Source organism: Empedobacter falsenii (genome assembly GCF_019308355.1).
GTDB classification, from domain to species: Bacteria; Bacteroidota; Bacteroidia; order Flavobacteriales; family Weeksellaceae; genus Empedobacter; species Empedobacter falsenii_B.
Map to the genome: position 1 here is coordinate 18,674 of NZ_JAAGKM010000018.1, position 14,417 is coordinate 33,090.

The 14,417-nt window shown below is 31.0% G+C and carries 9 protein-coding genes and 1 pseudogene; all 10 read left to right on the plus strand.

What is annotated here, in order from left to right:
- Positions 1-27: 27 nt before the first annotated feature.
- The 10 genes and pseudogenes from G0Q09_RS08625 (at position 28) to G0Q09_RS08670 (ending at position 14,247) form a co-directional block, all read left to right on the plus strand.
- Positions 28-2,745, plus strand: a complete 2,718-nt coding sequence (locus G0Q09_RS08625) for a helix-turn-helix and ligand-binding sensor domain-containing protein (protein WP_219034577.1) — start codon at positions 28-30, stop codon at positions 2,743-2,745.
- A gap of 178 nt (positions 2,746-2,923) precedes the next feature.
- On the plus strand, positions 2,924-4,276 hold the full coding sequence (locus tag G0Q09_RS08630; protein WP_219034578.1) for a TonB-dependent receptor plug domain-containing protein: 1,353 nt from the start codon (positions 2,924-2,926) through the stop codon (positions 4,274-4,276).
- 15 nt (positions 4,277-4,291) lie between these two features.
- Positions 4,292-5,848: pseudogene (locus tag G0Q09_RS08635) on the plus strand (SusC/RagA family TonB-linked outer membrane protein); the annotation flags it as partial.
- Between the two features lie 18 nt (positions 5,849-5,866).
- Positions 5,867-7,303: a RagB/SusD family nutrient uptake outer membrane protein gene (locus G0Q09_RS08640; protein WP_219034579.1), complete on the plus strand. Its 1,437-nt coding sequence runs from the start codon at positions 5,867-5,869 to the stop codon at positions 7,301-7,303.
- Positions 7,303-8,643: a glucoamylase family protein gene (locus tag G0Q09_RS08645; protein WP_219034580.1), complete on the plus strand. Its 1,341-nt coding sequence runs from the start codon at positions 7,303-7,305 to the stop codon at positions 8,641-8,643. The genes G0Q09_RS08640 and G0Q09_RS08645 overlap by 1 nt, the downstream gene beginning before the upstream one ends.
- Positions 8,644-8,653: 10 nt before the next feature.
- Entirely contained in the window at positions 8,654-10,900 is a 2,247-nt protein-coding gene (bglX, locus tag G0Q09_RS08650; RefSeq protein WP_219034581.1) for a beta-glucosidase BglX, read from the plus strand.
- A 93-nt stretch (positions 10,901-10,993) separates the two neighbouring features.
- Positions 10,994-11,446, plus strand: a complete 453-nt coding sequence (locus G0Q09_RS08655; protein WP_219034582.1) for an endonuclease/exonuclease/phosphatase family protein — start codon at positions 10,994-10,996, stop codon at positions 11,444-11,446.
- A gap of 29 nt (positions 11,447-11,475) precedes the next feature.
- Entirely contained in the window at positions 11,476-11,832 is a 357-nt protein-coding gene (locus G0Q09_RS08660; RefSeq protein ID WP_349676192.1) for an endonuclease/exonuclease/phosphatase family protein, read from the plus strand.
- A 5-nt stretch (positions 11,833-11,837) separates the two neighbouring features.
- Positions 11,838-13,292 (plus strand): glycoside hydrolase family 30 protein, encoded by a 1,455-nt coding sequence (locus tag G0Q09_RS08665; RefSeq protein WP_219034584.1) that lies wholly within the window; start codon positions 11,838-11,840, stop codon positions 13,290-13,292.
- 103 nt (positions 13,293-13,395) lie between these two features.
- Positions 13,396-14,247, plus strand: coding sequence for a carboxylesterase family protein (locus G0Q09_RS08670; RefSeq protein WP_219034585.1), 852 nt, complete (start codon positions 13,396-13,398; stop codon positions 14,245-14,247).
- Positions 14,248-14,417: the final 170 nt, after the last annotated feature.

Genomic DNA, 14,417 nt, shown 5'->3' on the forward strand with positions numbered 1-14,417 from the left:
CGTTTTTACGGTCTTTTTTATTGCACAATGAGAAGCTTATTTATTCTATTTTTACTTGTTTCCACTTATAGCAAATCTCAATCGTTTGCGCCAATTATTTCGAATTATTCTAAAAGCGAATATTTGGGCGAATCGCCTATTTGGGATATTACAGAAAATAACAAGCAAGGAAAAGTATATTTTGCGAACAATAGAAATATCTTAGAATATGACGGTAATTTTTGGGAAAAATATTCGCCAAATAGCTTAACAATTATACGTTCTGTTTTTACAATGAATAATGTATTGTATTCAGGTGCATTAAATAATTTTGGATATTGGAAAACGATTGAAGGAAAGAAAGTTTACATTTCAATTTCAGATAAATTCAAAAGTTTTGAAGGATTAGAACAAGAAGAAATCTGGAAAATATTTTATCATAATCGTTCTATTTATTTTCAATCGTTCAATTATCTTTTTCAATTTGATGGTAAAACAGTTAAACGATACAAATTACCTGCGCTTTCTTCTTACGTTTATCTGGTGAAAGGTAAAATGTTAGTAGCGACTATTTCTAAAGGTATTTTCGAATTTAATAATGGACATTTTGAGCCGTTATTTGAAATTGAAAAAGGTAAATCAATTGTCATTCATGGAATAGAAAAATATGATAATGATTATTTAGTTGGTACATTAACAGAAGGAATTTTCAAGTACAACAAAACAGCTGGTTTACAAGAGTTCAATGTGGAATTCAATAAAATGCTAAAGAATTATTTAGTGTTAAAAATGATTCGATTAGAAGATAAATTAATCATTGGAACATCAAATAATGGGATTTATGTATATGATTTAAAAACTAATTCTTACAAAAATTACAATCAAAACTCTGGGTTAATCAGTAATACAATCCAAAATATAAGAATAGATTCTAAAGGAAATGCTTGGCTTGGAACGGACAAAGGTATTTCGAAAATAGAATTGAAAAACAAAACTCAACTTTTATATGATTACAATGGTCATTTAGGAAATGTTTTTTCGTTCGACTTTTATAAGGATAATATTTTGCTGGGAACAAATCATGGATTTTATAATTATTCAAATACTTCAAACCAAACAAATTCAGTTCTCGAAAAAGGTTTAATTTGGAATATAACAAATATTGATAATACAATTTATGTTTCGGATAGTTGGGGAACTTACATTTATTCAGGACTATTGAATAAGATTTCTTCTACAAATGGAGGTTTTAAATTGATCAAAAATGGAAATAAATTATATCAATCATCTTTTACGGGAATCAATGAATATATACAAGGTTCTCATAAAGAATCTACTAAAGTTTCTAGTTTAACTATTCCTATTATTGATTTTGTTATTGTCGAAAATAAAATTTTAGGAACTGGAAAAAATGGTGGTTTATATTTATTTGATCTTAAAAATAGAACAGGTAAGGAGATATTTTACCAACATAAAAAATTAGTTAATCCGCAAACTATTCTCGAAGATAACAAGGTTTTTGTATTGATTGATGATCAACATTTAGTCCGTTATGATATAAATAAAAATTTATTTTCTGACGAGAATTTAGATTCAAAATTAAAGAATATTAATCGAATTCGTTATTTAAAAGAGAATCGTTATTTAGTTGAAGCGGATAATATTCTGTATTATTCTAAAGTGGAACAGAATAAATTGATTCATTATTTAATTCCCAAAAAATTGTATGATGGAAAATTGGTTGATGACAATTTAACGGCTAAAATCAACGATCAGTTTTTATATATTAACCTCGAAAACGGATTATTGAAATATGATTTAAAATCTATACGTCGTGAATTACCAAAGATTAAAATTAAAGCAAAAATCAATCAAACGGTTTTGAATAATGAGCCTAATATTGAGTATTCAAATAATTATATAGATTTTTATGTTTCAATTGTGAATGATGATTTTGCGAATTATCAATTATATTATCAATTAAATAACTCTAAAATTCAACCACTTAATCAGCCAATAATTAATTATAAACAATTAGAAAGTGGTTCATATCAATTGTCAATTTATGCTTTAAAAGATGGAAATTTTGTTGAGTTGAATCATTTTGATTTTAGGGTTAAAAAGATTTGGTATTTATCAAATTTGATGATATTATTTTATATTTTATTAATTGTTGGATCGATTCTGGCTATTTATAAGTATAACAGAATGAAGTTGAAACAAAGTTTCAGAATTAAACAAAAGCAATTTGAATATGAATTGAATTTGATGGAAATGAAACATCAACAAGAGTTGAAAGAATTAAATCATCATAAAGAAAAACAACATTTAGAAACTTCTTTACAAACGAAATCTACAGAATTGGCAGGACAAGCTTTGAAATTAGCTAATCAACGTGCTATGATCCTAGAAATTAATCAATTGTTTTCTCAATTGGAAATGAATGAAATCAATAAAAAATTAAAAAAGAAATTTGAGAAAACGTTTTCGGAATATAGTTACAACAGAAATGAATGGCAAAATTTCGAATTAAATATTCAGGAAATTCACCAAGATTTTATTAAGAGATTAGCTGACAAGTATTCTAATTTAACTGCGAAAGACTTAAAACTGTGTGTTTTCCTTCGAATGAATTTATCAACCAAAGAGATTGCTCCTTTAATGCACCTTAATTATCGATCAGTAGAACTACAACGATATAGATTACGCAAAAAAATGCAAATTCCTTCTGAGATAAACCTAAATAAGTATATGATTAATTTTTAAATATCGGAAAATAAATTACATCATAACTACATCATGTTGTAAATGTAATATTTTGTAATTATTTGATATTTAGTTTGATATGTTTTATTTTTTTAGAAAATTATTCTAACTAAAATTATTACTTGTTAATCAAGTGTTAAAACATTCTATTTTTGAAATAACCATTTATTGAAATAGAATGAAAAAATATTTTCTTCCATTATTTATTCTCGGGTCTTTCTGTGTAAATGCCCAAGTTACTAACGATTCTATACAGATAGGAGATCCTTTTGAAAGTGATTCTATTATACTAGATCAAGCCGTTGTGGTTGGATATGGTACTGTTAAGAAATCAGATCTTACATCAGCTGTTTCATCAGCTAATGCTAAAGACATTACGCAAATTGCAAGTACAACTGCCATGCAGTCTTTGCAGGGTAAATTAGCAGGGGTTAACATCATAAACTCTGATGCACCTGGTACACCACCAACTGTAGTTATTCGTGGTATGGGTACAGCTTTGGGAGGTAAAGCACCATTGTATGTTGTGGATGGATTAATTGTTCCAAATATTAATAATATTAATCCAAATGACATTGAAAAAATTGATGTTTTAAAAGATGCAGCATCTTCAGCTATTTATGGAGTTCGTGGTGCAAACGGTGTTGTTGTTGTAACAACTAAACGTGGTAAAACAGGAAAGATAAGAGTTAACTATGATTCATATATTGGAGTAAGAAATACTATGAATATGGTAGATATGGCTGATGCAGATCAATATATTACTTACTTTAATGAGCAACAAAGGGCAAATAACGAAAAGAGTTTTTTGAGTGAAAATCAACGTTATAACACAGATTGGTTTGATGAAATTATGAAAACAGGTCAACTAATTAGTAATAACGTTAGTTTGTCTGGTGCAGGTGAAAATATTAATTACTTGTTCAGTCTTAATAATTTTGAAGAAAAAGGAATTTTAGATGGAAACAATTATAAACGCACAACAGTTCGTAATAACAATGATTATAAATTGTTTGATGGAAAACTTAAAATTAAACAAAATGTAAGTGCTACTTTTACACGTGAAATTCCGAAATCTTATGGTGCTTTTGATACTGCATTTCGTCAATCACCATTAGTTCCTGTTAGATATGATGATGGAAAATGGGGACAACCTTTTTGGAATAAAACGACTGGAGAGGTAACTTATCTTTTAAATCCTGGAGATGGTTCTGGAAAATTAAATTCGCATGGTAATCCAGTTGCGGGAGCATATTATGATAATCAAAAAATAAATGCTACAATTCTTCAAGGGAGTATTGATGCAGTATTGAATCTTACTAAAGGATTAGACTTTACATCTCGTGCAGGTGCAACTAAATATTGGTATAAGAAAAGAACTTTTACACCAAATAAACAAACTTGGTTAGCTGCTGATCCTACAAGAACGGCTGCACAGTTTGAAATAGAAAAAATAAAATCTACAAATGTAGGTGTTACGACTTGGGCAGATAATTCATTAGCATTTAATGAAATCGAAACGTTTAGATAGTCTTGGGAGAATTTTGTAACATTTGAACGTAAATTTGGGAATCATTCAATTAACGCAGTTGCAGGAGTTTCAGCAGAAAAAAAAGGTATAGGTACTTATAGTAATGTCACTGTATATGATGTTCCTGATAAAGAACAATATTGGGCTGAAAATCATGCTACAGGTTCATACGATAGAAATTATGAACAAAAGAATTATACACCAAGAGCCTTAGCTTCTTATTTTGGTCGTGTTCAATATAATTTTGACAATAAATATTATGTTACGGGTATTATTAGACGCGATGGATCAAGTGCTTTCAAACAAAACAAAGAATTCTGGGGTACTTTCCCTTCTGTGTCTGTTGCATGGAACATTTCAAATGAAGATTTCTTGAAAGATTCTCAAACAATTAATTTCTTAAAATTAAGAGGAGGTTGGGGTCGTTTAGGAAATGATGAAGTTCCATTCAATCAAACAAATATTTATCAAGGCAATGGAAGTACAAATTATAACTATGTATTTGGACCAGGGCAAGATTTAATTTTTGGAGCTTACATTGGAACACCAGCAAAAAATATTTCTTGGGAAATTGTAGAGGAATTAAGCGTAGGAATTGATTTCACATTATTTAATAATAAATTGTCTGGTAATGTAGATTATTACAAAAAAAATACAAAGAATGCTATTCTAAATGTGAAACCACTTCTAAATAGTGCATATAGTGATAAATTTTATGATCATGCAGCTGAGATAGAGAATAAAGGATTTGAAATTGCTTTAAATTGGCAAAACACAACTCCTTCAGGGTTTAGATATTCTATAGGAGGTAACTTCAATTACAATAAGAATGAAGTATTAAATGTAGAAGATGCTTATGCAGGTATGACAGGAGGTTCATTAGGAAATGGACAAATTGTTAAACGCTTAGAAGCAGGTCAAGCATTAGGATCTTTTTGGTTGTATGAGGTCGAGGGTGTTTGGCAAACACAAGACGAAATTAATAACAATGCACATATTTCAAATGCTAAACCAGGACACTTACGATACAAAGATCAAAATGGTGATGGAATCATCAATGATTTAGATAAAAAATTCATGGGAACTTATATTCCAAAATATAACTACGGAATCAATGTTAGTTTAGAATATAAAAATTTCGATTTAACGATTAGCGGTTACGGAGCTGGAGGTAACAAGATTTACAATGGTATCAAAAATACACGTTTAGGAGGGGAAAATATAACAGTTGATATGTTTAACGATCGTTGGACAGGTGCAGGAACTTCCAATACTAACCCAGGAGCAGAAAGAGGTCAAGAAGCGTCTTCATATTATTTAGAAAAAGGAGACTACTTCCGTTTAAGTAACGTAACATTAGGATATAATTTTCGTGATAAAATAGATTTTATTAAAAATCTGAGAATCTATGCGAGTGCTCAAAATTTATTTATCATTACAAAATATTCAGGATTTACACCAGAGTTAAACGCATATAATAATGAAGGGGATCCATATGGTACTACTGGTGTAGATTTTTCTGCATATCCTAATATGAGAACTTTCTTGGTTGGATTAAATGTTGAATTCTAATCTTAAAATTTTAAAACAATGAAAAAAAATATATTCAAAATATCAACAGTTGCAGTTTTATTATCTTTTGGTTTGATCTCTTCTTGTTCTGATGAATTTTTAGATGTAAAATCACAAGAAAATATAGCTATTGAAGACCAAGAAAGTGTTGATCCAGAGAAATTTGTAAATGGAATTTACGGAATGTTCACCGAATGGGATTATGCATTTTCTTGGTTAGGCGTTACAGAAATGATATTTGATAATGCAGACAAAGGAAGTTCTGCTTCTGATAATGGAGGTGATAAACGAGACTTAGATCAATTGGTGCATAACAGTACAACAGGGTCTATAGAGGCCATGTGGACAAGATTTTATAAGACAATTGGTCGTGCATCTTTATCTATAGATTTTACAGAAGGACAAACAGATTTAGAAGCTGCAAAAAAGAATCAGTATATAGGAGAGGCTAAATTTTTAAGAGCTGTTTCTTATTTCTATTTGGTTCGTATGTTTGGAGATACTGTGATACAGGAGTTAGATGTTCCGGCGTCTTATTCAGTACGTAAACCAAAAGCAGAAGTTTATGCATACATTGAAGCAGATTTATTAGATGCAATATCAAAACTTCCTACTAAAAATGAATATGCTGCAAAAGATTTAGGACGTGCAACAAAAGGAGCTGCTCAAGCTTTATTGGCAAAGGTATATTTATACCAAGGAAAAAATCAACAAGCGTACGATATGGCTACAACCGTTGTTAATTCTGGTATTTATGATTTAGAAAGTGATTACGCAACAACTTGGAGAAAAGAAACTGAGAATGGTAAAGAGTCTTTATTTGAAATCCAAGCTCGTGGAGATGCTGTTGCGCATGGCGTTCAACAATATTCAGAAACTCAAGGAGCTCGTGGTACTGGAGGTTGGGGATGGGGATTCAATGTTCCTTCTCAAAATTTATTAGATGCTTTTAATGCTGAAGGAGATGCTATTCGTCGTGATGCAACAATCATTTTTAGAGGTGAAACTTTATATGACGGTCGTTTAGTTCCAACTTCTGTAGAAAACCCGATGTATAACGAAAAAGCGTATTCAAGTGCGAATCTTGGTTCTGCGGATGGAGACAAAAACATTCGTGTAATTCGTTTTTCTGAAGTTTTATTAATTCAAGCTGAAGCAGCAAATGAAATTGGGCAAGATGCTTTAACACCTCTTAATCGTGTTAGAACACGTGTAAAATTAGCTCCAATAGCAAGTATGTCTAAAGATCAATTACGATTAAAAATTTGGAATGAAAGACGTTTGGAGTTAGCATTCGAGCACGATCGTTGGTTTGATTTAGTTCGTACAGGACAAGCTAAAGACATGATGGCTCTTGATGGAAAAACATTTGTTACAGGTAAACATGAGTTATTCCCAATTCCAAATGCTCAATTAATTCAAACTCCAACAATGACTCAAAACCCAGGTTGGTAATGATTAAATTAAATAAAACAATAGTTACTTGCGCTTTTTTATGTGGCGCAAGTGCTTTTGCTCAAACAAAACAAGAAAATAAGCTGTTAGATAAAGTTCAAAAACAGACGATTCAATATTTTTGGGATTACGCTGAACCTCATTCAAAATTAGCTCGTGAACGTTTTCATCCTGATGGTTTTTATCCAGAAAATGATTCAAATATCATTACAACAGGAGGAACAGGATTTGGATTAATGAGTTTAATTGTTGGTATTGATCGCGAATTTATTCCAAGAAAAGAAGCAACTGAACGAATTTTAACAGGGTTGAAATTTTTACAAAATGCAGATCGTTTTCATGGAGCTTGGCCACATTGGTTAAATGGCGAAACAGGAAAAGTAAAAGCTTTTAGTACATACGATAACGGAGGTGATTTGGTAGAAACTGCATTTCTTGCTCAGGGGTTAATTTGTTTGAAAGAGTATTTCAAAGATTCTAAAAATGAGAAAGAAATAGAGATTTCGCAATTAGCTGATCAACTTTGGAAAGAAATCGATTTCAATTTTTATACACGAGGAGAAAATGTGTTGTACTGGCATTGGTCTCCAAATTACGAATGGAAAATCAATTTTCCTTTAAAAGGATTTGATGAAACCATGATTACGTATGTTATTGCTGCGGCTTCTCCAAAACATTCTATCAATTCAGAAGTTTATTACAGCGGTTGGACGAGAAATGGTGATATAAAATCAAATGATTCTGCATACGGAGTTCCATTAATTGTAAAGCATAACGGAGCTAATAAAAATGTTGGACCTTTATTTTGGGCACAATATTCATTTATTGGACTTAATCCAAACAATTTAATAGATGGAATTGGTATTGATTATGGAAAAGTAGTGAAAAATCAAGCAAAGATTCATTACATCTACAATCAACAAAAAAAGGAAAGTTTCAAGAAGTACAAAAAAAATATGTGGGGATTAACGGCAAGTTATACCTTCAATCCAGATGGAACAGAAGGTTATACAGCACATTCTCCATTAAATGACAATAATGTAATTACGCCTACAGCTGCGTTATCGTCTTTCCCATATACACCGAAAGAATCTATGGATTTCTTGAAGTTTATTTACGAAAAACAAAACAAAAGCTTGATTGGAGTAGCAGGTCCGTATGATGCGGTTGATGTAAAAAATGATCGAGTGATTACAAAATATTTGGCGATAGATCAAGGAACAATTACACCAATGATAGAGAATTATCGCTCTGGATTATTGTGGAAATTGTTTATGCAAAATGAAGATGTACAAAGAGGTTTAGATAAATTGAAATTCAAAACAACAGCCTCGAATTAAAATCAAAAAAATGAAAAAACTAATTTATTCAATTGCTTTCTTAGGATTAGCATTCAATACTTATGCGCAAAAAATAAAGTTTGATAAATCAAAATCGAAATCAGAATTTATTGATTATGTGATGAGTCAAATGACGATTGATGACAAAGTAGGTCAGATGGTACAATATACCTATGACGGAGGTGATGTTACAGGATCTGCAATTGATAAAAATTATATAAAATACACGAAACAAGGTATGATGGGGTCTGTGTTTAACGCAACGACAACAGATATTACTAAAAAATTACAAAAAATAGCTGTTGAAGAAACACGTCTTGGAATTCCATTAATTTTTGGATACGATGTAATTCATGGTTACGAAACTATTTTCCCAATTCCACTTGGTGAAGCTTCTTCTTGGGATTTAAAAGCAATTGAAAAATCGGCTCGAATTGCTGCTGAAGAAACAGCTGCAGGTGGAGTTCATTGGACTTTTGCTCCGATGGTTGATATCGGTTTTGATCCTCGTTGGGGACGTGTTTCTGAAGGTGCAGGTGAAGACACTTTCTTAGGAAGTAAAATTGCAATAGCGCGTGTTAATGGTTTTCAAGGTAAAAGTTTATATGATTTAAATACCGTTTTAGCGTGTACAAAACACTTTGCAGGATATGCTTTAGCGCAGGCTGGTCGCGATTATGGTTCGGTAGAAATTTCTGATCGTTTCTTAAGAGATTATATTTTGCCGCCTTTCAAAGCGACTGTTGATGCAGGTGCTGGATCTTTCATGACGTCTTTCAACGAAATTGGAGGAGTTCCTTCTACAGCAAGTAAATATTTGTACGATCAAATTTTGCGTAAAGAGTGGAATTATAAAGGGTTTGTTGTAACAGATTATACGGCGATTCAGGAATTAGTTCCTCATGGAATTGCAAAAGATTTGGAAGAAGCAACTCTAAAATCGGTTGAAGCAGGAATTGAAATGGATATGATGAGTGGTGCTTTTCTTAATCATTTATCAAAATTGGTAAAAGAAGGAAAAGTAAAGCAAGATGTGATTGATACTGCGGTTCGTAGAATTTTAGAAGCTAAATATGATTTAGGTCTTTTCGAAGATCCATATCGTTATTCAAATGCAAAACGAGAGAAAGAAACGGTAATGAAACAAGAGTTTTTAAATGAAGCTCGTGATGTTGCGCGTAAATCAATGGTTTTATTAAAGAATGATAAACAAATTTTACCATTAAAAGAATCTCAAAAAGTTGCAGTTATTGGACCTTTAGTTAAAGATGAGAAAAATATCATCGGAAACTGGGCTGCACGTGGAGATCGTTATGGAAAAGCGTGGTCTGTTTGGGAAGGTTTGAATGATGTTTTAGGTAAAAACGCAAAAATTACTTACGCACAAGGAACAGAACTTAATTCGTTTAAAACTGATGGTTTTCAAGAAGCAATTAATATAGCGAAAAACTCGGATGTAATTGTTGCGGTTATGGGAGAAAACGAGAATCAAACAGGTGAAGCTGCTTCTCAAACAAATATAGATTTACCAGGAAATCAGAAAGAATTATTAAAAGAATTAAAGAAACTTGGTAAGCCAATTGTTTTAGTTTTAATGGCTGGTCGTCCAATGACAATTTCGTGGGAAAATGATAATATGGATGCAATTTTATACGCATGGTATCCAGGAACAATGGGAGGTTTAGCGATTACAGATGTGTTGTATGGAAAATACAATCCTTCGGCCAAAACACCGATGACATTTCCTCGTTCTGTAGGTCAAATTCCAATTCATTACAATCAAAAAAATACAGGTAGACCTTATTTAGGAGCGAGTGATGCGGAGCAAAAATATAAATCTCGTTATACAGATTCTCCGAATTCGCCTTTATATCCATTTGGTTATGGTTTAAGTTATACAACGTTTGATTATAGTAACTTAAAGTTGAACAAATCAACGATGAAGAATGGAAAAGATGAAATAAAAGTCACTGTAAATGTTAAAAATACAGGAAACTACGATGGAGAAGAAGTAGTACAATTATATGTTCGCGATTTAGTAGGAAGTGTGACGCGTCCAGTTCGAGAATTGAAAGGTTTTGATAAAGTGATGATTAAGAAAGGAGAAACAAAAACAATTACGTTTACATTAACTCCAGAATATTTAAAATTCCACGATATCAATATGAATTATGTTGCTGAAGCTGGAGATTTCGACATTTTTGTTGGAGGAAATTCAGACGCAACGCTTAAAACAAGTTTTACTTTAGTTGATTAAATTCCTCATTTATAGTTTAAGTTAGAAATTTAATTTATTTCTCATCCAAGTAAGTATTGTTGTGCTTACTTGGAATTTTTTAACATCACACACATGAAAAAATATATTAGTTTAAGTTTAGTTTTAATCATGACAATGATAGGTTTTGCACAACAAAATTTATCAATTATGTCTTACAATATTAGATTAGCGTCTGTTGATGATGGCGCAAATCATTGGAATATTCGCAAACAAAAATTGGTTGATTTAATCAAGTATTATGATGCTGATTTTGTTGGTGTACAAGAAGCGCAAGTTCCTCAGTTAGATTTTATCAAACAAAATAATTCGAGTTTAGATTTTATTGGATCTCCTCGAAATGATGATAAAAACGCTGAATATTCTGCTATTTTCTACAAAAAAGATCAATATAAAGTTTTAGAACAACATACTTTTTGGTTATCAGAAACGCCAGAAAAAATGTCGAAAGGTTGGGATGCTTCTTATTATAGAATTATCACTTACGGATTATTTCAAGATAAAAAAACGAAAATACATTTTGGATAATCAATACACATTTTGATAATGATGGAAAAATTGCGCGTCAAAAATCGTTAGAAATGATTGATAATTTAATTCAAAAGTTAACTGAAAAGAAAAACGTTCCAGCATTTTTTATGGGAGATTTTAATATGAATCAAAACGATGAATCTGTTAAATATATTCAAAACAAATATTTAGATACTCGTCTAAATGCGCAAATGGTTTATGGACCAGATTTTACATGGGAAGATTTTAAATTCAATGTAAAAGGAACAGAAATTTTAGATTACATTTTTTACAAAAAGAATTCAAAAGTAACGTGTAAAAGTTTCAATACGATTGATGATTTCTACGATTTCAAATATCCATCAGATCATTTACCAATTTTAGCCAAATTTTTAATTCAATAATAATTATGACAAAATCACATTTGAAATATCCTCTTATTGCAGCTTTATTGTTAAATTATTTTGCCGTAAATGCGCAAGATTTTAAACTTTCGAACAAGAAAATCGAAATATATACAACTGCTAAAAATACGAATCAACGTATCGCAAAATGGACAGATAAGTTAGCTGTAAAAAAGTTTCCACAACCAAAAGAAACAGATATTGCAATTTTTATTGATCCAAAACGTAAATTCCAAAAATTTGAAGGAATTGGAGGAGCTATCACAGATGCTTCAGCAGAAGTTTTAGCAAAATTGCCAAAGAAAGCGCAACAAGAAATTATCAAAGCTTATTATAGCGAAAAAGAAGGAATTGGTTATTCGTTGATTAGAACAACAATAAATTCGAGTGATTTTTCGAGCGATAGTTACACGTATGTAAAAGATAATGATAATGAGTTAAAAACTTTTGACATTGCACATGATTTGAATTATAAAATTCCGATGATTAAAATGGCAAAAGCAGAAATGAAAGATGCTTATCGTTTATATGCAAGTCCTTGGAGTCCGCCAGCTTGGATGAAAACGAATAACAGTATGTTAAAAGGAGGTTCTTTGAAACCTGAATATTACCAAACTTGGGCTAACTATTTTGTGAAATTTATCGAGAATTATGAGAAAATTGGTTTACCAATTTGGGGAGTTTCTATTCAGAACGAACCAATGGCAACGCAAACATGGGAATCGTGTATTTATACAGCTGAAGAAGAACGTGATTTCTTGAAAAATAATTTAGGTCCGACTTTTCACCAAAAAGGATTAAAAGACAAAAAAATTATTGTGTGGGATCATAACCGTGATTTAATTTACCAGCGTGCTTCAACTATTTTGAATGATCCTGAAGCTGCTAAATATGTTTGGGGAGTTGGTTTTCACTGGTACGAAACATGGAACGGAAGCGTGAATTTATTCAATAATGTAGCGTTAACTCACGAAGCTTTCCCGAATGTTAATCTAATTTTTACAGAAGGTTGTAAAGAACAATTTGATTACAATCAAATGGGAAATTGGGCATTGGGTGAAAAATATGGTTACAATATGATCAACGATTTTAACTCCGGAACAGTTGCTTGGACAGATTGGAATGTTTTGTTGGATGAAAAAGGAGGACCAAATCACGTAGGAAATTTCTGTTTTGCACCAATTCATGGTGATACTAGAAATGGACAAGTTACGTATACAAATTCGTTTTACTACATTGGTCAATTCTCAAAATTTATTCGTCCAGGTGCGCAAAGAATTGCAGCATCGTCTAATCGTTCAGATTTAATGACGACTTCTTTTGTAAACAAAGACGGAAAAGTTGTGGTGGTTGTGATGAATCAAACAGATAAACCTTATCAATATAATTTATGGATAGAAGGAGAAGCTGTTGAGGTGAATTCGCAAGAACATTCGATTAGCACAATCATTATTTCGTAAAAAAATAGAATAATTAAAGGGAAAATTATTTATAGTAAATTGCTTGACAAATTGACAACGTAAGAAGTTAAAGTCAAGCAATTTTTATTTAAAATAGAAGAAAATGAAATATTTAGTTGCCTTATTTTTAATGATAAGTTATACATATGCGCAGAAAACGATAGTATATGATAAAAAAAATAATTTAGCGTTTGATATTTATTATCCGAAAAACTATAAAGAGAATCAAACCTATAATGTATTTGCTTGGGTACACGGAGGCGGATTTTCAGGAGGAACAAGAGCGGATAAAGAAGAAATTGAACGAATGAAAGATGCTCAAGAAAGAGGTTTCGTAGCTGTTTCTATCTCGTATAGATTATTGGCAAATTCTTCGGCTGGTTTTGGGTGTGATTTGCCAAAACAAGAAAAGTTGATGATTTTTAAAGAAGCCTCTTTTGATGTTTTAACTGCGCTAAATTTTATTCAAAATAATTCAAAAGAACTTAAATTCTCGATTAATAAATTAATTTTAGGAGGAAGTAGTGCAGGAGCGGAGACTATTCTAAATGCTTATTATTTGAGAGATTTATGGTACGGAAATCAATTCAATCAAGTTAAAATTGATGGATTAGTAAGTTATGCAGGAGCGATTGTAGACAATCGTTATGTTACAAAATCGAGTGTTTTGCCAACAGTTTATGTACATGGTTTAAGCGATGATGTTGTACCAGCTTACAATGCGCCACACAGAAGTTGTTTGGATAATCAACAAGGGTTTTTTCCTTTAAATGGTTCTGCTACTTTAGAAGATTTGAATAGAAAATATAGTCAGGCATCTTTTGCTATTTTCTCTAATTCAGGAAAACATGAATGGTCTGGATTAAGAAAGCAATATTTAGACGAAGTTTTCAATTTTATTAATCAATCAATAATTGGAAATAAAAAAGTAAATAATCGAATAATTGTTGACTAATAAAAATATAAGTACATGATAAATTATTTAATGATTATAAATATAAAACAAACAAAGAGCAAAATTTCTTCTGCTCTTTGTTAAATAACCTAACCAACTTTATACTATGAAAAATCTGTATAATCTTTAAACTCCTTTGTTACGAATCACAAATAAGAATTGTAAATTTA

Excerpts from the sequence above, each read along its gene's own strand:
- G0Q09_RS08640 (WP_219034579.1), top strand. The coding sequence starts at position 5,867 with ATGAAAAAAAATATATTCAAAATATCAACAGTTGCAGTTTTATTATCT.
- G0Q09_RS08655 (WP_219034582.1), top strand. The coding sequence starts at position 10,994 with ATGAAAAAATATATTAGTTTAAGTTTAGTTTTAATCATGACAATGATA.
- bglX (WP_219034581.1), top strand. The coding sequence starts at position 8,654 with ATGAAAAAACTAATTTATTCAATTGCTTTCTTAGGATTAGCATTCAAT.
- G0Q09_RS08630 (WP_219034578.1), top strand. The coding sequence starts at position 2,924 with ATGAAAAAATATTTTCTTCCATTATTTATTCTCGGGTCTTTCTGTGTA.
- G0Q09_RS08645 (WP_219034580.1), top strand. The coding sequence starts at position 7,303 with ATGATTAAATTAAATAAAACAATAGTTACTTGCGCTTTTTTATGTGGC.
- G0Q09_RS08670 (WP_219034585.1), top strand. The coding sequence starts at position 13,396 with ATGAAATATTTAGTTGCCTTATTTTTAATGATAAGTTATACATATGCG.
- G0Q09_RS08665 (WP_219034584.1), top strand. The coding sequence starts at position 11,838 with ATGACAAAATCACATTTGAAATATCCTCTTATTGCAGCTTTATTGTTA.
- G0Q09_RS08625 (WP_219034577.1), top strand. The coding sequence starts at position 28 with ATGAGAAGCTTATTTATTCTATTTTTACTTGTTTCCACTTATAGCAAA.